General features: G+C 62.9%; 24 protein-coding genes. 9 read left to right on the top strand and 15 right to left on the bottom strand.

Annotation, left to right across the window (positions count from 1 at the left end; all coding sequences use genetic code 11):
- Positions 1–14 precede the first annotated feature (14 nt).
- From CE_RS03020 to secY, 9 genes are all read right to left on the bottom strand, one after another.
- Positions 15–1,031, bottom strand: coding sequence for a DNA-directed RNA polymerase subunit alpha (locus CE_RS03020; protein ID WP_006769753.1), 1,017 nt, complete (start codon positions 1,029–1,031; stop codon positions 15–17).
- 109 nt (positions 1,032–1,140) lie between these two features.
- Positions 1,141–1,746: a 30S ribosomal protein S4 gene (rpsD, locus tag CE_RS03015; protein WP_011075048.1), complete on the bottom strand. Its 606-nt coding sequence runs from the start codon at positions 1,744–1,746 to the stop codon at positions 1,141–1,143.
- A gap of 22 nt (positions 1,747–1,768) precedes the next feature.
- Positions 1,769–2,173 carry a 30S ribosomal protein S11 gene (rpsK, locus tag CE_RS03010; protein WP_011075047.1) on the bottom strand — a complete coding sequence of 135 codons (405 nt, stop codon included), beginning with the start codon at positions 2,171–2,173 and terminating at the stop codon, positions 1,769–1,771.
- Between the two features lie 3 nt (positions 2,174–2,176).
- Complete coding sequence (gene rpsM / locus CE_RS03005) at positions 2,177–2,545, bottom strand: 30S ribosomal protein S13 (protein ID WP_011075046.1); 369 nt, start codon at positions 2,543–2,545, stop codon at positions 2,177–2,179.
- Between the two features lie 185 nt (positions 2,546–2,730).
- Entirely contained in the window at positions 2,731–2,949 is a 219-nt protein-coding gene (gene infA, locus CE_RS03000; protein ID WP_006769757.1) for a translation initiation factor IF-1, read from the bottom strand.
- A 336-nt stretch (positions 2,950–3,285) separates the two neighbouring features.
- On the bottom strand, positions 3,286–4,056 hold the full coding sequence (locus CE_RS02995) for a L,D-transpeptidase (protein WP_041628369.1): 771 nt from the start codon (positions 4,054–4,056) through the stop codon (positions 3,286–3,288).
- Between the two features lie 176 nt (positions 4,057–4,232).
- The gene (gene map, locus CE_RS02990; RefSeq protein WP_006769760.1) at positions 4,233–5,027 is read right to left on the bottom strand and encodes a type I methionyl aminopeptidase; all 795 of its coding nucleotides are present in this window, start codon (positions 5,025–5,027) and stop codon (positions 4,233–4,235) included.
- A gap of 173 nt (positions 5,028–5,200) precedes the next feature.
- Positions 5,201–5,746 (bottom strand): adenylate kinase, encoded by a 546-nt coding sequence (locus CE_RS02985; RefSeq protein ID WP_006769761.1) that lies wholly within the window; start codon positions 5,744–5,746, stop codon positions 5,201–5,203.
- Positions 5,746–7,068 (bottom strand): preprotein translocase subunit SecY, encoded by a 1,323-nt coding sequence (gene secY / locus CE_RS02980; RefSeq protein ID WP_011075044.1) that lies wholly within the window; start codon positions 7,066–7,068, stop codon positions 5,746–5,748. Before secY ends, CE_RS02985 begins: the two co-directional genes overlap by 1 nt.
- Positions 7,069–7,359: 291 nt before the next feature.
- Here secY and CE_RS02975 point away from each other — a divergent pair, with 291 nt between their 5' ends.
- The 9 genes from CE_RS02975 to CE_RS02935 all read left to right on the top strand — a co-directional run bounded on the left by CE_RS02975 (position 7,360) and on the right by CE_RS02935 (position 17,551).
- A complete protein-coding gene (locus tag CE_RS02975; protein WP_006769763.1) occupies positions 7,360–8,166 on the top strand; it encodes an IclR family transcriptional regulator in 807 nt (268 codons plus the stop codon).
- A gap of 199 nt (positions 8,167–8,365) precedes the next feature.
- Positions 8,366–9,682: a cytochrome P450 gene (locus tag CE_RS02970; protein ID WP_035109760.1), complete on the top strand. Its 1,317-nt coding sequence runs from the start codon at positions 8,366–8,368 to the stop codon at positions 9,680–9,682.
- A 43-nt stretch (positions 9,683–9,725) separates the two neighbouring features.
- Entirely contained in the window at positions 9,726–10,823 is a 1,098-nt protein-coding gene (locus tag CE_RS02965; RefSeq protein WP_006769765.1) for a PEP/pyruvate-binding domain-containing protein, read from the top strand.
- Positions 10,824–10,894: 71 nt separating this feature from the next.
- The gene (locus tag CE_RS02960; protein ID WP_006769766.1) at positions 10,895–12,820 is read left to right on the top strand and encodes a PEP-utilizing enzyme; all 1,926 of its coding nucleotides are present in this window, start codon (positions 10,895–10,897) and stop codon (positions 12,818–12,820) included.
- Positions 12,813–13,595, top strand: a complete 783-nt coding sequence (locus tag CE_RS02955; RefSeq protein ID WP_006769767.1) for an SDR family NAD(P)-dependent oxidoreductase — start codon at positions 12,813–12,815, stop codon at positions 13,593–13,595. Before CE_RS02960 ends, CE_RS02955 begins: the two co-directional genes overlap by 8 nt.
- Before the next feature lie 108 nt (positions 13,596–13,703).
- The gene (locus CE_RS02950) at positions 13,704–14,024 is read left to right on the top strand and encodes a 2Fe-2S iron-sulfur cluster-binding protein (RefSeq protein ID WP_035109762.1); all 321 of its coding nucleotides are present in this window, start codon (positions 13,704–13,706) and stop codon (positions 14,022–14,024) included.
- A 10-nt stretch (positions 14,025–14,034) separates the two neighbouring features.
- Positions 14,035–15,309, top strand: coding sequence for an NAD(P)/FAD-dependent oxidoreductase (locus CE_RS02945; protein ID WP_006769769.1), 1,275 nt, complete (start codon positions 14,035–14,037; stop codon positions 15,307–15,309).
- Positions 15,306–16,043, top strand: coding sequence for an HD domain-containing protein (locus CE_RS02940; protein WP_006769770.1), 738 nt, complete (start codon positions 15,306–15,308; stop codon positions 16,041–16,043). The genes CE_RS02945 and CE_RS02940 overlap by 4 nt, the downstream gene beginning before the upstream one ends.
- Positions 16,043–17,551, top strand: a complete 1,509-nt coding sequence (locus CE_RS02935; protein ID WP_006769771.1) for an aldehyde dehydrogenase family protein — start codon at positions 16,043–16,045, stop codon at positions 17,549–17,551. The genes CE_RS02940 and CE_RS02935 overlap by 1 nt, the downstream gene beginning before the upstream one ends.
- Before the next feature lie 382 nt (positions 17,552–17,933).
- Here the strand turns inward: CE_RS02935 and rplO are convergent, their stop codons facing one another.
- From rplO to rpsH, 6 genes are read right to left on the bottom strand one after another with little or no spacing between them, the layout of a single operon-like run.
- Positions 17,934–18,380, bottom strand: coding sequence for a 50S ribosomal protein L15 (gene rplO / locus CE_RS02930; protein ID WP_006769772.1), 447 nt, complete (start codon positions 18,378–18,380; stop codon positions 17,934–17,936).
- Positions 18,381–18,387: 7 nt separating this feature from the next.
- Positions 18,388–18,573, bottom strand: coding sequence for a 50S ribosomal protein L30 (gene rpmD, locus CE_RS02925; protein ID WP_011075040.1), 186 nt, complete (start codon positions 18,571–18,573; stop codon positions 18,388–18,390).
- Positions 18,574–18,576: 3 nt separating this feature from the next.
- On the bottom strand, positions 18,577–19,212 hold the full coding sequence (gene rpsE, locus CE_RS02920) for a 30S ribosomal protein S5 (RefSeq protein ID WP_006769774.1): 636 nt from the start codon (positions 19,210–19,212) through the stop codon (positions 18,577–18,579).
- A gap of 40 nt (positions 19,213–19,252) precedes the next feature.
- Positions 19,253–19,657, bottom strand: coding sequence for a 50S ribosomal protein L18 (gene rplR / locus CE_RS02915; RefSeq protein WP_011075039.1), 405 nt, complete (start codon positions 19,655–19,657; stop codon positions 19,253–19,255).
- Positions 19,658–19,660: 3 nt separating this feature from the next.
- Positions 19,661–20,197, bottom strand: a complete 537-nt coding sequence (rplF, locus tag CE_RS02910; RefSeq protein ID WP_006769776.1) for a 50S ribosomal protein L6 — start codon at positions 20,195–20,197, stop codon at positions 19,661–19,663.
- An 18-nt stretch (positions 20,198–20,215) separates the two neighbouring features.
- Positions 20,216–20,614, bottom strand: coding sequence for a 30S ribosomal protein S8 (rpsH, locus tag CE_RS02905; RefSeq protein WP_006769777.1), 399 nt, complete (start codon positions 20,612–20,614; stop codon positions 20,216–20,218).
- Positions 20,615–20,905: the final 291 nt, after the last annotated feature.

The following is a 20,905-nucleotide window of genomic DNA, read 5'->3' as shown; positions in this document are numbered from 1 at the left end:
GGGCCTATTGCGACTTACTCGGCATCTTCCGGCTCAACATCGATGTAGCCACCAGTCTCGGCGTCGTAGCCTTCAAGGGTGGATGGATCGAAGTCTTCAGGAGCATCCTTCAGGGTCAGGCCCAGACCGGCGAGCTTGATCTTGACCTCATTGATCGACTTCTGTCCGAAGTTGCGGATATCCAGCAGATCGGACTCAGCGCGCTCAGCGAGCTCACCCACGGTGTGGATGTCCTCGCGCTTGAGGCAGTTGTAGGAACGGACGGAGAAGTCCAGATCCTCAATCGGCATGCTGTAGGCGGCGATGTACTCGGTCTCCTGTGGGGAGGGGCCGATCTCGATGCCTTCAGCAGCGACGTTCAGCTCGCGGGCGAGACCGAACAGCTCAACCAGGGTCTTGCCTGCCGACGCCAGGGCGTCACGCGCGGAGATGGAGTTCTTGGTTTCAACGTCGATGATCAGCTTGTCGAAGTCGGTGCGCTGCTCCACACGGGTGGCCTCGACCTTGTAGCTGACCTTCAGGACCGGGGAGTAGATCTGATCGACCGGGATACGGCCGATGTCACCACCGGTTGCGGTCATGGTGGCGGGGACGTAACCACGCCCACGCTCGACGATGAGCTCGATGTCCAGCTTGGCATTCTCGTTCAGGGTTGCAATGTGCAGATCCGGGTTGTGGATCTCCACATCTGCAGGTGGCTCGATGTCGCCGGCAGTGACGACGCCCGGGCCCTCCTTGCTGAGGTGCATGATCACCGGCTCGTCAGAGTCGGAGGACAGAACCAGGCCCTTGATGTTCAGGATGATGTCGGAGACATCCTCCTTGATCCCGTTGATCGTGGTGAACTCGTGGAGTACACCGTCGATCTTCACGCTGGTGACCGCTGCGCCCGGGATGGACGACAGCAGGGTGCGGCGGAGGGAGTTACCGAGGGTGTAGCCGAAACCCGGCTCCAGAGGCTCAATGATGAACTTGGAACGGGAGGAATCGATGAATTCCTCGGTGAGGGTGGGTCGCTGTGAAATGAGCATTGAAGAACTCTCCTTGAATGACGCCCGCTATTTGACGTCGGTAGGCGGAAAGGATGATGAATGCGGGAAGAAACCTGCCAGCCCGGCGGGAATGCCGGGTGGGCAGAAATTACTTCGAGTAAAACTCGACGATCAGCTGCTCCTGCAGCGGAATGTCGATCTGAGCGCGCTCGGGCAACTGGTGCACGAGGATGCGCAGGGTAGACGGAACGACCTGCAGCCAGGCCGGAACGATGGCGTCGACGAGGTTGTCCTGTGCCTCTTCGAACCAGTTCATCTTCTGGGACTTCTCACGGACATCGATGATGTCGTACTGAGAAACGCGGAAGGATGGAACGTCAACTGCCTTGCCGTTGACCACGAAGTGGCCGTGGGAGACGAGCTGACGTGCCTGGCGGCGGGTGCGTGCGAGACCTGCGCGGTAGACGACGTTGTCGAGGCGGGACTCGAGCATGACGACCAGGTTCTCACCGGTCTTGCCCGGGCGACGATTAGCCTCGGCGTAGTAACGACGGAACTGCTTCTCCATGACACCGTAGATGAAACGAGCCTTCTGCTTCTCCTGGAGCTGCAGCAGGTACTCGGACTCCTTGATGCGAGCGCGTCCTGCCTGTCCCGGAGGGTACGGGCGACGCTCGAATGCCATGTCTCCGCCGACGAGGTCGACGCGAAGGCGACGGGATTTACGGGTTGCTGGGCCGGTATAACGAGCCATTTTTTATCCTCTTCCTTCCCTATTAAACGCGACGACGCTTCGGCGGACGGCAGCCGTTGTGCGGCTGTGGGGTCACGTCGGAGATCGAGCTGACCTCGAGGCCGGCGGCCTGGAGGGAACGGATAGCGGTCTCTCGGCCCGAGCCCGGGCCCTTGACGAAAACGTCAACCTTCTTCATGCCGTGATCCATTGCCTTGCGGGCAGCGTTTTCAGCGGCCATCTGAGCAGCAAACGGAGTGGACTTACGAGAGCCCTTGAATCCGACGTGACCAGAGGAAGCCCAGGAGATAACGGCGCCGTTCGGGTCAGTGATCGACACGATGGTGTTGTTAAAGGTGGACTTGATGTATGCGTGGCCCTGGGCCACATTCTTCTTTACGACGCGACGGCCGGTACGGCGCGCGCCGGAGCGTGCTTTAGGAGGCATGTTCTACTTCTTCTTTCCGGCGATCGTCTTCTTAGGACCCTTACGCGTACGCGCATTGGTCTTGGTGCGCTGACCACGAACGGGCAGGCCACGGCGGTGACGCAGGCCCTGGTAGGAACCGATCTCGATCTTGCGACGGATGTCAGCCTGAACCTCGCGGCGGAGGTCACCCTCGACCTTCCAGGTGGCTTCGATGACATCACGAAGAGAAGCGATCTGCTCGTCCGTGAGGTTGTCGGTGCGCAGATCAGGAGAGACGCCGGTCTCCTCGAGAAGCTGCTTGGCTCGGGCTGGGCCGATGCCGTAGATGTAGGTGAGAGCGATCTCCATGCGCTTGTTGCGCGGGAGATCAACACCAGCTAGACGTGCCATATGGCAGTTACCTTTCCGGTTGTTGCGATGGTTTTCTCCGTACTCGTCCACGCCAAACAACGCTTTCCCCGGACGGAAACCGGGATGTGGGTTGTGATTTGCGAGGCTCCAGCCATCGATACCTGGAGGTGAGTCAGCGCAGACGGATGTCCCGCCTGCGCCCTGAAATACGGAGGCTCAGAGGTCTACTTGTAGCGGTAAACGATGCGACCGCGGGTGAGGTCGTAGGGCGACAGCTCTACAACAACGCGGTCCTCGGGAAGGATACGGATGTAGTGCTGGCGCATCTTTCCACTGATGTGGGCGAGAACCTTGTGTCCGTTGTCGAGCTCGACACGGAACATTGCATTCGGGAGAGGTTCGACAACGCGACCCTCAACCTCAATAGCGCCTTCCTTAGCCATATCCTCCACATTCCCAGGGCTATGACTTTCGTCCGGCCCCTTCAAGTTTTTCCACTGCAAATTGCGGCATGCACACATGATGCGTATACACCGTCGATTAAGATTACACGTCCATGTGCTAAATACCAAACAACAGCTCATCTGACAACGTGGACCCCTGGGCTGTTTCCCCTCAAACTGACCTACCGGCAGCTACCAGCACCGACCAGCCACTCCCTCGCATCCCGCCGTGAATCTATCCCTCCGGCACCGCGGCTGATCCCCGGCAGAACGAAAGGGGGCATCAGAATCTGTGTCTGATGCCTCCCCCTGTCGACCCCCGGGATGTGTACCGGATTAGTAGATGTAGACCATGTCGCCGATGCCGACATTGTTGAAGTAGTGGATGGCGTCCTGCGGGTTCAGGCGGACACAACCGGCGGAGGTGCGGGCCACGTTGCCCTGGTGGAAGGCGTGGCCGTTGTAGGTGAAGTACATCGCGTAGGGCATCGGTGCGTTGCCGAACTCGTAAGAGATCTCATCCTTGACCTTGCGGTTGATGTAGAAGGTGCCACGCGGGGTCTCCTGGCCGATGCCACCGGAGGACACCGGGACAGCACCGTAGACAACCTGGCCGTTCTCCTGCAGCCAGGAGCGACCCCCGTCGAGGTCAACGCACACGTCGGCTGCCGGCGGGCAGGAGCCACGATCAAAACGGGCGGCCGCGGCGGCACGCTCGGCAGCTGCCTGTGCGGCCGCCTGCGCCTCGGCCTGCGCGGCGCGGGCTGCCTGCTCAGCGGCGAGCTTCTCCTGGATCAGGCCAGGGAAGACGCTGTTGACGGCACCGTCGACAGCATTCTTGATAGCCAGACCGGAAGGTCCGAGTGGATCAACCTGGGCGTGGATATTGTTGCGAGTCACCCAGGCCCCTTCACGGGTATCAGTGGTGATCTGGGCGATGGAATCGGTGATCTGGGCGTTCAGTTCCGCGCTTCCCGCTGCAAAGTCCTGGGCCGAGGCTGTGGCCGGTGCACCGAGGACGGAGGCGGTTGCGGCGATGGCGCTGATGAGGGCGACCACCACCCGCTTGGCGGGCTTGTTGGTGCGGGTGCGGGATGAGTTCTGCATGTGAAAGAGTATATAAGCAAATGCGAACATACTGGAGGAACACGGAGAATAAAATACTCCCTCCACACCCGCCCTCAGGTTTCACCGGCCAACAAACCATTGCATGAAGGATCAAGCATCACACCCGTGAAACTGATGGTACCCCCGTTGCGGCGGGGCCCACGATGTCGGTGGTATTACCGGCGCGGGGTGAGGATCCTCGGGCCGGCGGCGGTGGCTGCGACGGTGTGCTCCCAGTGAGCGGCATAGGAGCCATCCAGGGTGACCACGGTCCAGTCATCCTCCAGCACCGCGGAATCCGTGGTGCCGAGGGTGAGCATCGGTTCGATGGCCAGCACCGACCCTTCCTGGATCATCGGCCCGCGGTTGGGTTTACCCTCGTTGGCCAGGTAGGGATCCTCATGCATGGTGCGGCCGATACCGTGGCCGCCATAGCCGTCGACGATGCCCAGGTGCACCCCGAATTTCTGCTCCGCCCGGCGGGTGGCCCTCTCCAGCGCGTTGGAGACATCGGTGAGTCGGTTGCCGGGCACCATCGCCTGGAGGCCTTCCATCAGGACCCATTCGGTGGCGTTGTTGAGCGCGATGACATCGTCGTCAAGCTCCCCGATGCCGAAGGACCACGCCGAGTCGCCCACCCATCCCTCGAAGGTCGCACCGCAGTCGACGGATACCAGGTCGCCGTCCTCCAGGACCACATCCTTCGACGGGATGCCGTGGACGATGACCTCGTTGACCGAGGTGCAGATCGACGCGGGGAAACCCTGGTACCCCAGGAACGTGGGGATGGCGCCGGCCTCACGGATGACGGTCTCGGCGATCTGGTCGAGGTCGTGGGTGGTCATGCCGACGCGGGCTTCCGCCTTGACCGCCTGGAGTGCACGGCCGACGATCTCGCCGGCCGCCTGCATTGCGTCGAGCTCACCGGGGGTTTTGGCGGCGATGACGCGCTTCTTGGAACGGAAACCCATGGGGATCCTCTCTGGGTAGATAACTGAAGGATTGGAACGGCCCTGCGGCATACACGCAACTGCACAACACAAATGGCCGGTCCCCGCAGTGAATGCGGATACCGGCCAATTCTGCGTCCTTCAGGCCTGCTTAATCAAATGGGTCCTCAGAACTGATGCCTGGGAACTGGGGTCTACTTACCCAGTGCCTCGAGGGTGCGGGCGTTGATGTCCTCAACGGACCCCTCAGCCTCGATGTTGATGATCTTGTCACCGTAGTGGCTGATCAGCGGGGCGGTTTCATCGCGGTAGACACCGAGACGGGTGCGGATGGTCTCCTCATTGTCGTCGGCGCGACCACGGGAGAGCATGCGCTCGACAACGACATCCTCGGAGACCTGGTAGTTAATGACACCGTCAAGTGGGTTACCGGCCTTGTCGAGGAGATCAGCCAGGATATCGGCCTGCTCAACGGTGCGGGGGAAGCCGTCCAGGAGGAAACCCTCGGCGGCGTCGGCCTCGGCCAGACGGGACTGCACCATGCGGGCGGTGACATCGGTGGGCACCAGCTTGCCGGCATCGATGTACTGCTTGGCCTCGATGCCAAGCGGGGTGCCCTCGCCGATATTGGCGCGGAACAGGTCTCCGGTGGAGATGTGGGGGATACCGAGCTTCTCAGAGAGGATGGCTGCCTGGGTGCCCTTGCCGGCACCGGGGGGACCAAGGAGAACGAGTCGCATTATTTCAGAAGTCCTTCGTAGTTGCTTTGCAGGAGCTGGCTCTCGATCTGCTTGACCGTGGTCAGTGCAACAGAGACGAGAATCAGGATTGCGGTTCCACCGAATGGGGTGGCACCGGCCGAACCGGCGTCAACGCCAAGATCCAGCATAATATTGGGCAGCACAGCGATGAGCGCCAGGTACAGCGAACCGACGAAGAGCAGACGGTTCATGACGTAACCGAGGTACTGGGCGGTGGGGCGTCCAGGGCGGATGCCCGGGATGAAACCACCGTACTTCTTCATGTTCTCCGCCTGGTCCGCCGGGTCGTACTGGACGGAGACGTAGAAGTAGGAGAAGAAGATTGTCAGGGCGAAGTACAACACGATGTACTGCCAGGAGGACGGGGTCTGCAGATGCGCGATCACATTGCGCTGCCACCAGTTGTCAGTGACCTCGAGGGAACCCGAGTTGACGATCTGTGTGATCAGCACCGGCATGTAGATCAGCGAGGACGCGAAGATCACGGGGATGACGCCGGCCTGGTTGACCTTCAGCGGCAGGTAGGTGGAGGAACCGCCGTACTGGCGACGACCGACCATGCGCTTGGCGTACTGGACCGGGATGCGACGCTGACCCTGCTCGACGAACACGACACCGATGACCAGGATCAGCACGGAGACCAGGACCACCGCGAAGACCACACCACCGGAGTTGCCGAGGATGTTCATGCCATCGGTGGGCAGTCGGGTGGCGATACCGGCGAAGATGAGCAGGGACATACCGTTGCCCACACCCTTCTCCGTGATCAGCTCACCGAGCCACATCACCAGGATCGCACCGGCGGTCATGGTGATGACCAGGATGAGCAGATCGAAGAAATCACGGTCCTCGTTGAGCACCCGGATACCCGCACCGAGCAGCTGCTCGCGGTCCGCGAGTGCCACGATGCCGGCGGACTGCAGCAGCGCCAGCGCCAGGGTGAGGTACCTGGTGTACTGCGTCATCTTCGTCTGACCGGACTGCCCCTCCTTCTTCAACTGCTCGAAGTGGGGAATGACCACGGTCAGCAGCTGAACGATGATCGACGCCGTGATGAACGGCATGATGCCGATGGCGAAGATGGACAGCTGCAGCAGCGCACCACCGGAGAAGAGGTTGATCAGTGAATAGACGCTCGACTGATCCTGAGTCAGGTCGCGCAAGCGTCCGCTGATGGATGCGTAATCAACTCCCGGTGACGGGATCTGAGCACCGATGCGGTACAAAACGATCATCGCAATGGTAAAAAGTATCTTCTTGCGTAGATCGGCGTCCTTGAATGCCTGGATAATGGCGGACACGTATCCTCCTGGATCCCATACCGCCCAGCGGATCATCTATGGGAAAATGTCCGATAAGCAGCGGGATAATGTGTTTCTGGTCCTACCCCAATAGCAAATTGGGCATGATTGACTTTTTCACCCTACCAGCACCCTTTCGTTTCCGGCATTTGAACAGCACGATTGTTGGGTGTGTCATACCTCATCCCGCAGGTGCCTTCCGCCCGGCACCGACCGCCGGACGCCACGGATGAATAATTACCGGGTTGTTGAATGACATGCATCAACCCCATCAGGAGAGGAGCCCACCCCATGGCAGGAGGTAACCGAACACCGGGCAGGACGGTGACATCGAAGGTGATCGCCGTCCTGGGAGCCTTCGAGAAATCCACCCGGCCACTGGGACTGACGGAGATCGCGGAACTGGCGGATCTCCCACCCAGCACCACCCACCGCCTGGTCAATGAACTCACCGAGGGCGGTCTGCTCACCCGGAAGTCGGATGGGCGGTACCAGCTGGGTCTGCGTATCTGGGAGCTGGCACAGAACACCGGCCGACAGTTGCGCGATACCGCCAAACCGTTTGTGCAGGATCTCTACTCCTTCACCGGGGAGACCTCGCAGCTGGTGGTCAGGGACAACAATGAGGCACTACTGATCGAGCGCGTCTACGGATCCAAGAAGGTGCCACGCTCCTCCCGCGTGGGCGGACGTCTGCCGTTGAGTTCCACCGCGGTGGGCAAGGTGCTGCTCGCCTTCGAGGAACCCTGGGTGCGGGAGGCATACCTCAAACTCCCCCTGGAGGCCGCCACCGAGCGGTCCATCACGGACCCCGGCGTGCTGGCCGAAGACCTCCGCGAGATCAAGGCCCGGGGTTATTCCATCTCAGTGGATGAGCAGCGGATCGGGGCGACCTCCATCGCGGTGCCGGTGTGGCACACCGGCAGGCTCGGGGCCGGCCTGGGCGTGGTGGTGGCCACCTCGCAGTCGGCGAACATGGAGCGTTTCCTGCCCGTCCTCCAGGCAACCAGCCAACGCATCAACAGGGCGACGGCACACATCCCCCTGGATACACTTCTGGCTTCCACCCGGAAGGATTCCCGGAAAAACGGGAGGTGAGACACCGCCTCCCACCTGCCCCGATCCATCTCGATTCCACTGAGTGGAAATCTGAATAGGCTTTCATCTCCCCCGGGCGCACAATTGGTCAACAACACAGAGTGACACCAATCACGATGTTGAACCGAGAGTGATTCACAACATGGAAACCCGGTGCGGTAGCTACCACCGCGCCACCGGGATTCTGACAGGAGATGACATGACTTCCGACTCGACCACCGCACTGTCCACCGCACCAGAGACCACCTCCGGCGGCTGCCCCTACGGCCACGGCAACCCCGACGCGACGGGCACCCCGGGCACCAGCCACCACGGTTATGAGCCCTTCAACATGACCAACCCCTTCCCCGCCTATGAGGAGCTGCGCCGGGAGGAGCCGGTGATGTTCGATGAGCGCATCGGCTACTGGGTAGTCACCCGTTATGACGACATCAAGGCCACCTTTGATGACTGGGAGACCTTCTCCTCCGAAAACGCCCAGGCCCCGGTGCGCAAACGTGGCCCGCAGGCAACGAAGATCATGGAGGAAGGTGGCTTCACCGCCTACTCCGGTCTCTCCGCCCGTATCCCCCCGGAGCATACCCGTATCCGTGCGATCGCCCAGAAGGCCTTCACCCCGCGCCGGTACAAGGCCCTGGAGCCGGACATCCGCGCCAACGTGGTCGCCCGCCTGGAGACCATGCTCAAGCAGGGCGCCCCGGCCGATATCGTCCCGGCCCTGGCCTATGACATCCCCACCATCACCATCCTCACCCTCATCGGCGCGGATGTGTCCATGGTGGACACCTACAAGCGCTGGTCCGATTCCCGCGCCGCGATGACCTGGGGTGACCTCAGCGATGAGGAGCAGATCCCCCACGCCCACAACCTCGTGGAGTACTGGCAGGAGTGCCAGCGCATGGTGGCCGACGCCCACGCCAACGGTGGCGACAACCTCACCGCGGATCTCGTCCGCGCCCAGGAGTCCGGCCAGGAGATCACCGACCACGAGATCGCCTCGCTGCTGTACTCCCTGCTCTTCGCCGGGCATGAGACCACCACCACGCTGATCTCCAACTGCTTCCGGGTCCTGCTGGCCCACCGCGACCAGTGGGAGGCACTCATCGAGGATCCGAAGAAGATCCCGGCCGCGATCGACGAGGTGCTGCGCTACTCCGGGTCCATCGTGGGGTGGCGTCGCAAGGCGCTCAGGGACACCGAGATCGGTGGCCAGCCCATCAAGAAGGGCGATGGCGTCCTGTTGCTGATGGGTTCAGCCAACCGGGATGAGGCGCGTTTCGACGACGGCGAGACCTTCGACATCACCCGCCCCAACGCCCGCGAACACCTCTCCTTCGGTTTCGGCATCCACTACTGCCTGGGCAACATGCTGGCCAAGCTGCAGGCGAAGATCTGCCTCGAGGAGGCCACCCGCCTCGTCCCCTCCCTCGAACTCGCCGATGACCAGTCGGTGGAGTTCCGTGAGAACCTCTCCTTCCGTGTCCCCGTCTCCGTCCCGGTGACCTGGTCCAACTAGCAGGTCCAACTAACAGGCCCCACCAGAGTTAAAGGAAAACATCATGACCAACAGTCTCAACATCCCGTTCGTGCAGCGTTTCGACGAAGGGCTGCCTCCCCTGCTGGAGGTCCTCGGCGGCAAGGGCGCCTCCCTGGTGTCCATGACCGAGGCCGACATGCCGGTGCCCCCGGGTTTCGTGGTCACCACCGCCTGTTTCGATGAGTTCATCCGCGAGGCCGGGGTGGCCGCGGATATCGAGAAGTACCTCAGCGACCTCGACCCTGAGGATGTCACCGAGGTCGACCGGGTCTCCGCCCTCATCCGCGATGAGCTGTGCAGCCGCCCGGTGCCACTCGTCGCCCGCAATGCGGTCCACGACGCCTACCGCGAGCTCATGGCCAGGTGCGGCGGGGATGTCCCGGTCGCGGTGCGGTCCTCCGCCACCGCCGAGGACCTCCCGGACGCCTCCTTCGCCGGCCAGCAGGACACCTACCTCTGGCAGATCGGTCTGGCGGCCGTCACCGAGCACATCCGCAAGTGCTGGGCCTCCCTGTTCACCTCCCGCGCCATCATCTACCGCATCAAGAACAACATCCCCAACGAGGGCCTGTCCATGGCCGTGGTGGTGCAGAAGATGGTCAACGCCCGCGTCGCCGGTGTGGCCATCACCATGAACCCCTCCAACGGTGACCGCTCCAAGCTCACCATCGACTCCTCCTGGGGTGTCGGTGAGATGGTCGTCTCCGGTGAGGTCACCCCGGACAACATCCTGCTGGACAAGATCACCCTCCAGGTGGTGTCCGAGCACATCGGTGACAAGCACGCCGAGCTGGTCCCCGACCCCGAGGCCGGCACGCTCATCGAGCGGGAGGTCGACCCGGACCGCCGCTCCACCCGCAGCCTCACCGATGCCGAACTCGAGGCCGTCGCCATCATGGCCAAGCGTGCGGAGAAGCACTACAAGTGCCCGCAGGATATCGAGTGGGCACTGGACGCCGACCTCCCCGACGGCGAGAACCTCCTACTCCTGCAGTCCCGCCCGGAGACCATCCACTCCAACGGCGTGAAGAAGGACACCCCCACCCCCGCAGCAGCCGCACCCACCGCAGGTGCCTTTGATTTCAGCTCGATCACCGCCGCAATGAGCGGCGCGAAATAAGTTCCCCCCTTTCATAGACCACCTCGGCGATCATCTTTTCGTCGAAAAGCATCTTTTTCAGGAGTCTCATCATGGGCAACAAGTCCTTCCGCAAGCCATCCGATCTTCCGGTACCCGCAGGTGCCGAGGGCTGGGAATCGATCTACCCGTACTACCTGGTGTTCCAGGACAAGCTGATGGAGCAGGAGAACGAGAAGTTCTGGTTCTGCGACTCGCAGCACTGGCCGACAGTGTTCAAGCCGTTTGAGACCATCGGCGGGGAATTCGCCGTGAAGTGCCTGGGCCAGTACAACGCCCGCCACCTCATGATCCCCAACGCCAACGGCATCGAGTTCCGTGTGCATCTCGGATACCTCTACATGTCCCCCATCCCGGTGCCGGAGGAGCAGATCGCCGAGCGCATCCCGCACTTCCAGGAGCGCATCACCCACTACTTCCAGAACTGGGACACCAAGCTGGCGGAGTGGAAGGAGCGCGTGCTCGGCACCATCAATGAGCTGGAGTCCCTGGAGTTCAAACCACTGCCGGACATGGTCCCGATGGAGGATATCCTCTCCGGCAAGGCCAAGGACGGCACCGAGGTGCTCATGGAGAACTACGACCGCCTGATCCAGCTGGCGTACCAGAACTGGCAGTACCACTTCGAGTTCCTCAACCTCGGTTACATCGCCTACCTGGACTTCTTCAATTACTGCAAGGAGATCTTCCCCGGCATCCCGGACCAGTCGATCGCCACCATGGTCCAGGGCGTGGACATGGAACTGTTCCGCCCCGATGATGAGCTGAAGACCCTGGCACAGCTGGCCGTCGACCTCGGTCTGCAGGCTCGCTTCGCCAACCCCGATGACCCGGAGGCCACCCTCGCCGCGATCGGTGCCGCACCCGGCGGCGACCAGTGGCTCGCACGCTGGAAGGAAGCCCAGGATCCCTGGTTCAACTTCACCGTGGGCAACGGCTTCTACGGCCATGACAAGTACTGGATCGAGCACCTGGAACTGCCCCTGGGCTACATCGCGGACTACATCCGCCGCCTGGATGAGGGTCAGGTCATCTCCCGTCCGAAGGAGGAGCTCATCGCGGAGAAGGACCGCATCGTCAGCGAATACCGCGACCTCCTCGACGGTGACCAGCTGGCCATGTTCGATGCCAAGGGGCAGCTCGCCGCCACCGCCTACCCCTATGTGGAGAACCACAACTTCTACATCGAGCACTGGACCATGTCCGTGTTCTGGCGCAAGGTCCGCGAACTCTCCCGCACCCTGCAGGGCTACGGCTTCTGGGAGAACGAGGATGACATGCTCTACCTCAACCGCACCGAGGTCCGCGATGTCCTCTTCGACCTGGCCACCGGCTGGGGTGTGGGCGCACCGGGTGGTCCTATCGGTACCGTGATCTGGCCGGAGGAGATCGAGCGTCGCAAGAAGATCGTCGCCGCGCTGAAGACGGCACGCCCGGCACCGGCGCTGAACACCCCGCCGCAGACCATCACCGAACCGTTCACCCGCATGCTGTGGGGCATCACCACCGAGCAGGTCCAGTCCTGGCTCGGCAACGACGAGGACGCGGAGGAGGGTGTGCTCAAGGGCATGGCCGCCTCCCCGGGACTGGTCGAGGGACGCGCCCGCGTGATCATGGAGGCCGATGATCTCTCCGAGATCCAGCAGGGCGAGATCTTGGTCGCACCGGTCACCGCACCGTCGTGGGGCCCGATCTTCGGCAAGATCAAGGCCACCGTCACCGACATCGGCGGCATGATGAGCCACGCCGCCATCGTCTGCCGCGAGTACGGTCTGCCCGCGGTCACCGGCACCGGTTCCGCCTCCACCACCATCACCACCGGCCAACTGCTGCGTGTCGACGGCACCAAGGGCACCGTCACCATCGTCGACGAGTCCGCCACCCCGGTGGTCGAGGGCCCCGGCGCGCACAGCCACCACCACGGCGTGGATGCAGAACAGCCGACGAACCAGCCGCAGGAGGTCCCCGCCAATGTCTAACCCGACCCCCGAGACCGGTTCCCACGGTTCCCACGCTCCCCGCACAGTACTGATCACCGGTGCTGCCGGTGGCCTGGGACGCGCCTTCGCCGAAGGGTTCGCCGCAGCGGGCGACCGCGTCGCGGTGGCCGATATCAACCTGGCCGGCGCGCAGGAGACCGCGGAGCTGCTCACCACCTCCGGCGCACAGGCGAAGGCCTTCCAGGTGGATGTCACCTCCCCGGAATCCACCGAGGCCCTGGCCGCGGCGGTCGCGGAGTTCGGCGGCGGGACGATCGACGTGGTGGTCAACAACGCCGCGATCTACGCCACCGTCACCCGCTCCCCCCTTGAGGAGATCGACCCGGCGGAATGGGATCTGGTCATGGGGGTCAACCTCAAGGGCCCCTGGTTGGTCACCCGCGCGGTCAGCCCGCACCTGTCGGAGAATGCCCGGATTGTCAATCTCTCCTCAGCCACCGTGATGTCCGGGTCCGCGCAGTGGGCGCATTACGTCGCCTCCAAGGGCGGGGTCATCGCCCTGACCCGGGTGATGGCCAAGGAACTGGGTACCCGCGGCATCACCGTCAACGCAGTGGCCCCCGGTTTCACCCTCACAGAGGCCAGCCTCAACCTGATGGATGATGCCGCCACCTACGGCGTGGACCGCGGTTCCATCAAACGCGCCAGCCAGCCCGAGGACATTGTCGGCGCGACCCTCTTCCTCGCCTCACCCCAGGCCGGGTACATCACCGGCCAGACCCTGGTCGTCGACGGCGGCCGCCAGTTCATCTAAACCCCTCCCGCTTCACCACGTCGGCCCCCGGGGACCTCCCTCCCCCGGGCACCCCGGGGGCCGGCGTCGATAAGCACCAGACAAGCACACGACTTGAAGGAGAACATCATGTCCACCATTCATTTCACCGATACCACCGGCGAGACCCGCACCATCAACGCCAACGTGGGCGACTCCGTGATGGAGACCGCCGTGCGCAACGGTGTGCCGGGCATCGTCGCCGAATGCGGCGGTTCCCTGTCCTGCGCCACGTGCCATGTCTTCGTCGACCCGGCCGACTTCGAGACGCTGCCGCCGATGGAGGAGATGGAGGACGAGATGCTCTGGGGCGCCGCCGTGGACCGCGAGGACTGTTCGCGCCTGTCCTGCCAGATCCCGGTCACCGAGGGCATGGACCTGCACGTGACCACACCAGAGACCCAGGTCTAGGAGAATCATCATGAGTACCGATGCAACAACCACGGGCCTGCTGATCGTGGGCGCGAACCAGGCGGGTGTGCAGCTGGCCGTGTCCCTGCGCGCCACCGGGTTCACCGATCACATCACGCTGCTGGGCGAGGAGGATCACCGCCCCTACCAGCGCCCGGCGCTGTCCAAGGAGTTCCTGCAGGGCAAGATCGACAAGGAACGGCTGATCTTCCGCTCGAATGAGTACTGGGAGGACAACAACATCTCCCTGGTCAAGGGCGTGCGCATCGAGCGCATCGATAAAAACGACGACGGGTCCGGGGTTGCGGTGGGCCGGGACGGTTCCACTTACGCTTTTCGACGCCTCGCCCTCGCCGTGGGTGCCCGCCCCCGCCGCCTCGACCTCCCCGGTTCGGACCTGCGCGGCGTGACCTACCTACGCAACGCCGATGACGCCCTGGAGCTCAAGGCCCTGGTCGGCGATGTGCGCGACGCGGTGGTCATCGGTGGTGGGTTCATCGGTCTCGAAGCCGCCTGCTCCCTGCAGGAACTGGGTAAGAACGTCACCGTCCTGGAGCACGGCCCCCGCCTCGTCGGGCGTGCCGTGGGCGAGGAGACCGCCGGGTTCTTCCTCGAGCAGCACCGGGCGCGCGGCATCGACATCCGCCTCAACGCGCGCCTGAGCGGGTTCGTCGGCGAGGGCGGCGCGGTCACCGGCGTCGAGCTTGACGACGCCACCATCATCCCGGCCCAACTCGTCATCGTCGGCATCGGTGTCATCCCCAACACCGAACTCGCCGAGCAGATGGGCCTGGAGGTCGACAACGGCATCGTGGTGGACGAACACGCCGTGGCCTCCGACGGCACCACCATCGCCATCGGTGATGTGGCCAACATCCCCAACCCCATCCCCGGCTCCCCCGCCGGTGAACGCATCCGCCTGGAAAGCGTCAACAACGCCATCGAACACGCCAAGATCGCCGCCTACTCCCTGGCCGGCACACCCGAGGCCTATTCCGGCATCCCGTGGTTCTGGTCCAACCAGGGTGATCTGAAACTCCAGATCGCCGGACTCACCCTCGGCTATGACCAGACCCTGATCCGACGTGATGACGCCAAGAAGAAATTCTCCGTCCTCTACTACCGGGACGGACAGATCATCGCCGCCGACTGCGTCAACTCCCCCCTTGATTTCATGGCGGTCCGCGGGGCCCTGTCCAAGCGACAGAACATCCCCTTCGACGCCGCCGGTGACATCAACACCCCACTGAAGAAGCTCGCTGTTGACCTGGAGGTCGCATCATGACAAACAAGACCCTACCCGCGTGGGAACAGGCCGACGCCGGCACCCACGCCGACGATCCCCGGGCCGTTGCCTTCAATGCGCAGTACCCGGCCCGTCCGATCCCCGCCACCGGACCTGTCATCACCGACACCATCTGCGCTACCCCCTCCGCGGGTTTCGATGCACTGTGGAAAGCCATCGAACCCGAGACCCGCACCCGCGCCAACGACGTCCACCTGCCGGTCTCCACGGCCTACGCCACCCGCCTGTGCGACGCCTACCCCGAGGCCGACCGCGAACTGGTCCTCGCCGCCATCATCCTCCACGACACCGGCTGGGCACATGTGGATGAGGACCGGATAATCTCCGAGGGTTTCTCCAGCAACTGGCGCAAGGCCACCATCCGTTTCGAACACGAGGCGGAAGGCTGCGTGGTGGCACGCCGTGTGCTGCCCGAGCTGGGCTACTCCGAAGACTTCGTGGAGAAGGTCTGCGAGATCATCGACGGCCACGACACCCGCCAGGTCGCCTACTCACTTGAGGACGCCCTGGTCCGCGACAGCGACCGCCTCTGGCGTTTCGACCGCGCCGGCATCATGGCCTCCTCCTCCTGGTTCGGTATGGCGATCTCCGACTATGTCGACCGCCTGCAGCGCGAGATCATCCCCGAGCTGATCACCGACGCCGCCCACCAGATCGCCACCGCTGACCTGGCCCGCGCCGCGGCTCTCCTGCGCACGGAGGTGATCCGATAATGACCGCCGTCATCCCCGCTGCCCTGCAGCGACGCGAACAACTCAATCTGCCCTACACCCACGTCGATGACTTCTACATCAACGGTGCGTGGGTGACCGCCACCGGGGAGAAACGCAACCCCGTGGTGGATCCCGCCACCGGCCAGGAATGGGGTTCCGTCCCCGAGGCTGGCCAGGTGGAACTCGACCACGCCGTCGGCGCCGCCCGGGAGGCCCTGCCCGGTTGGGGTTCTCTGACCGCGGCAGACCGTGCGGAATATCTGGTGCGGATCGCCGAGGAAATCGAGAAGCGCGCCGAGGTACTCGCCCTGACCAATACCCGCGAGAACGGCTCCCCCATCTCGGAGACCCGCGGTGCGGCGGCGAACGCAGCTGGCATCTTCCGGTATTTCGCCACCCTGGCGCCGTTCCTCGACGATCCGGATATCCGTCCCTTCCCCGCCGGGGGTGCCGAATCCCTCGTGGACAAGGACCCCATCGGGGTCTGCGCCCTGATCGCACCGTGGAACTTCCCCATCAACCTGGTCGTGATCAAGCTGGCCCCTGCGCTGCTGGCCGGGTGCAGCGTGGTCATCAAACCAGCCTCCCCCACCCCGCTGTCCATCCGGTTCATCATCGAAGCCGTCGAGGCCGCCGGTGTGCCCGCCGGTGTGATCAACCTGCTGACCGGGTCCGGACGCTTCGGCGACGCCATGGTGCGCCACCCCGGCGTGAACAAGGTCGCCTTCACCGGATCCACCCCGGTCGGACGCAAAATCGCCTCCGCATGTGGTGAACTGCTGCGCCCGGTGACCCTCGAACTCGGTGGGAAATCCTCCGCCATCGTGCTCCCGGATGCCGACATGTCCGTCCTGTCCGCCCGTCTCATCCGGTCCTGCATGCGCAACACCGGCCAGACCTGCTACATCAGCACCCGGATCATCGCCCCCGCCTCACGCTATGAGGAGGTGGTGCAGGTGGTTGCCGACACCATCGCCGCAGGCCGCCAGGGTGATCCCCTCGACGAGGACACCATCTTCGGCCCCGTGGCCACCGCCTCCCAGTACGCCACGGTGATGGAGTACATCGAATCCGGTCACGCCGAGGGAGCCCGCGCCGTGACCGGAGGTGCCGCCACCGCCGGGCTGACCGGTGGCCTGGAAAACGGTGTGTTCATTGAACCCACGGTGTTCGCCGATGTCACCCCCGACATGCGGATCGCCGCGGAGGAGATCTTCGGGCCGGTCATCTCGATCCTGAGATACGACGACTCCGCGGGCGTGGAGGAAGCGATCGCGATCGCCAACAACACCGAATTCGGCCTGGGCGGCCTGGTGTTCGGCGCCGACGAGGACCGTGCCCTGGACGTTGCGCGCCGCGTGGACTCCGGTTCCGTCGGCATCAACTTCTTCGGTTCCAACCATTCCGCACCGTTCGGCGGGCGTCATGATTCCGGCATGGGCGTGGAATACGGCATCGAGGGCCTCAGCGCCTACCTGAGCTACAAGTCAATCCACCGGATGGTGTGACCCAGCCGGGACAGCGGGTGAACGAAAACGTTGGTTTGTGGTCCGGGGACGGGTAAAACCCCAGGACAGCTTTCACAAACCAACAGTTTTTGTCATCCCCCCATGTCCCCGCCGCACCCCGGTGACAAATTCCGTTGGTTTACACCCCAGCGCCCGGTAAAACCCCAGGACGCCATTCACAAAACAACAGTTTTTGTCATTCCCCCATGTCCCCGCCGCACCCCGGTGACAAATTCCGTTGGTTTACACCCCAGCGCCCGGTAAAACCCCAGGACGCCATTCACAAAACAACAGTTTTTGTCACGCGCCCACCCCACAACACAATAGGGCCCCCGTCCCCCGGGTAACCCGGGAGCGGGGGCCTTACTTGCTTCTACAGCTCTTATGCGGTGGTGACGGAGCCGCCAGCGGCTTCGATCTTTTCCTTCGCGGAACCGGAGAACTTGTGGGCGGTGACGTTCAGCTTGACGCTGATGTCGCCGTTGCCCAGAACCTTGACGAGCTCGTTCTTGCGAACGAGGCCGGCAGCCACGATGTCGGCAACAGCAATGTCGCCGCCCTGTGGGAATGCCTCGGCCAGGTCTGCAACGTTGACCACCTGGTAGTCAACCTTGTTCGGGTTCTTGAAGCCCTTGAGCTTCGGCAGGCGCATCTGCAGTGGCATCTGGCCACCCTCGAATGCTGCCGAAACCTGCTTGCGGGCGCCGGTGCCCTTGGTGCCGCGGCCAGCGGTCTTACCCTTGGATGCCTCACCGCGGCCGACGCGGGTCTTGGCCTTGTTTGAGCCCTTTGCAGGGCGCAGATCGTGGAGCTTGATTGGATCGCTCATTTGTTACCTACTCCCCCGCCACTTCTTCGACGACGATCAGGTGACGTACAGCCTGGACCATGCCGCGAACCTCAGGGGTGTCGGGACGGACCACAGAGTGGCGGATACGCTTCAGACCGAGGGAACGAAGATTGTCGCGATGCTTTGGCTTGGTGCCAATAGTGCCTTTGACCTGGGTAATCTTCAGCGCCATTTCTTACGCCTCCTGACCTGCGCGAGCGCGCAGAATACGTGCCGGAGCAACCTCTTCGACGGTCTTGCCACGACGGGCTGCGACCTCTTCAGGGCGGACCAGCTGCTTCAGGCCGTCCACGGTGGCGTGGACGACGTTGATAGCGTTGTCAGATCCCAGGGACTTGGACAGGATGTCCTGGATACCAGCGCACTCAAGAACTGGACGGGCTGCGCCACCGGCGATGACACCGGTACCTGGAGCAGCTGGCTTCAGCATGACGATGCCTGCTGCTGCCTCGCCCTGAACTGGGTGGGTGATGGTGCCGCCGACCATGGGGACGCGGAAGAAGTTCTTGCGAGCCTCTTCTGCACCCTTCTGGATAGCTGCGGGAACTTCCTTGGCCTTGCCGTATCCGACACCGACCATGCCCTGGCCGTCGCCAACGATCACGAGAGCGGTGAAGCTGAAGCGACGACCACCCTTGACGACCTTGGAAACGCGGTTGATGGTGACGACGCGCTCGATGTACTGGGAGCGCTCGTCCTGCTGCTGATTGCGACGGTCATCGCGGCGGCCTCCGCCACGACGCTCGTTGCGATCGTTTGACTTGTTCTCGTCGGCGGATCGACCGCCGTCACGCCGTTCACGTCCCGGCATTACGCAATCCTTCCGTTGATGTTCTTAGAAATGGTCATCATTAGAACTTCAGACCACCTTCACGTGCGGCGTCGGCAAGTGCTGCGACGCGGCCGTGGTACTTGTAGCCCGCGCGGTCGAAGACGACCTGCTCGATGCCGGCTGCCTTGGCGCGCTCGGCGATCAGCTGACCGACCTTAGCGCCCTTGGCCTTCTTGTCTCCCTCGACTGCACGGACCTCTGGCTCGATGGACGAGGCAGCGGCCAGGGTGTGGCCTGCCAGATCGTCAATGATCTGGACGTGCATGTGGCGAGAGGAGCGGTGGACGACCAGACGTGGAGCCTCAGGGGTGCCACGCAGGGTCTTGCGAATGCGGAAGTGGCGACGTGCACGGGCAACGCGACGACGAGTCGCGATGTCCTTACCGACGGAAACGCGCTTCTGCTTGTTTTCAGTGTTGCTCATTGCTTACTTACCCGTCTTTCCGACCTTGCGGCGGATCTGCTCACCCTCGTAGCGGATGCCCTTACCCTTGTAAGGATCATCCTTACGGAGGCGGCGGATCACAGCTGCAACCTGTCCAACCTTCTGCTTGTCGATACCAGAGATCGAGAGCTTGGTGGTGCCATCAACCGCAAAGGTGATGCCCTCCGGAGCCTCGATGAGCACTGGGTGTGAGTAACCGAGGGAGAACTCGAGGTTCTTGCCCTTCAGTGCAACACGGTAACCGACACCGAAGATCTCCATCTTGATGGTGTAGCCCTCGGTCACGCCAACAACGAGGTTGTTGACGAGGGAGCGGGACAGTCCGTGCATGGAACGGCTGTTGCGGTGGTCATCCGGACGGGTAACGAGGATCTCGTTGTTCTCGATGGATGCGGTGATCGGCTCCGGCAGGGTGACGTTCAGGTTGCCCTTAGGACCCTTGACGTCGACCAGGCGGCCGTCGATCTTGACCTCAACACCGGATGGGATGGCAATCGGGTTCTTACCGATACGTGACATAGTTAGTCAATCCTCCCTTTACCAGACGTAGGCGAGAACTTCTCCGCCTACGCCCTTCTCGGTAGCCTGACGGTCGGTCAGGAGGCCCTGGGACGTGGAGATGATGGCCACGCCCAGGCCGCCCAGGACCTGTGGCAGATTGGTGGACTTGGCGTACACGCGGAGACCCGGCTTGGAGACACGACGCAGACCGGCGATGGAACGCACGCGGTTGCCGGTGTACTTCAGCTCGAGGGTCAGGGTCTTGCCGACCTTGGCGTCCTCGACGGTGTAGCTTTCGATGTAGCCTTCCTGCTTCAGGATCTCGGCGATGTTCGCCTTGAGCTTGGAGGATGGCATCGACACGGTGTCGTGGTGCGCATTGTTTGCGTTGCGCACGCGCGACAGCATGTCGGCAATGGGATCAGTCATGGTCATAGAGAGTGACCTGATGCCTTTCTCGTTGGGGTTCCCTACCCACCAGAAGCGTTGACCGGGTGTTTTCTGGCAACTTTGCGCTCCCCGACTCAATAGCCGGTTTGCTCGCCACCATTTCCCACTCGGGCCGCTGAGACGGCGGGGGGCCTACAACAAAGTAGGTGTGTTTACGTTTTACATGAACTACAAAGGCACAGATCCTCTATTGAGTTGTGTCTTGAAGTCCAAACGGACAGCGTACAGGACGCCGTCCCTATAACACAAGTCCCCACCAACGCGCTTGTCGACGCC

This window comes from Corynebacterium efficiens YS-314, from assembly GCF_000011305.1.
Classification (GTDB): domain Bacteria; phylum Actinomycetota; class Actinomycetes; order Mycobacteriales; family Mycobacteriaceae; genus Corynebacterium; species Corynebacterium efficiens.
This window is presented reverse-complemented; position numbering and strand designations above follow the sequence as displayed.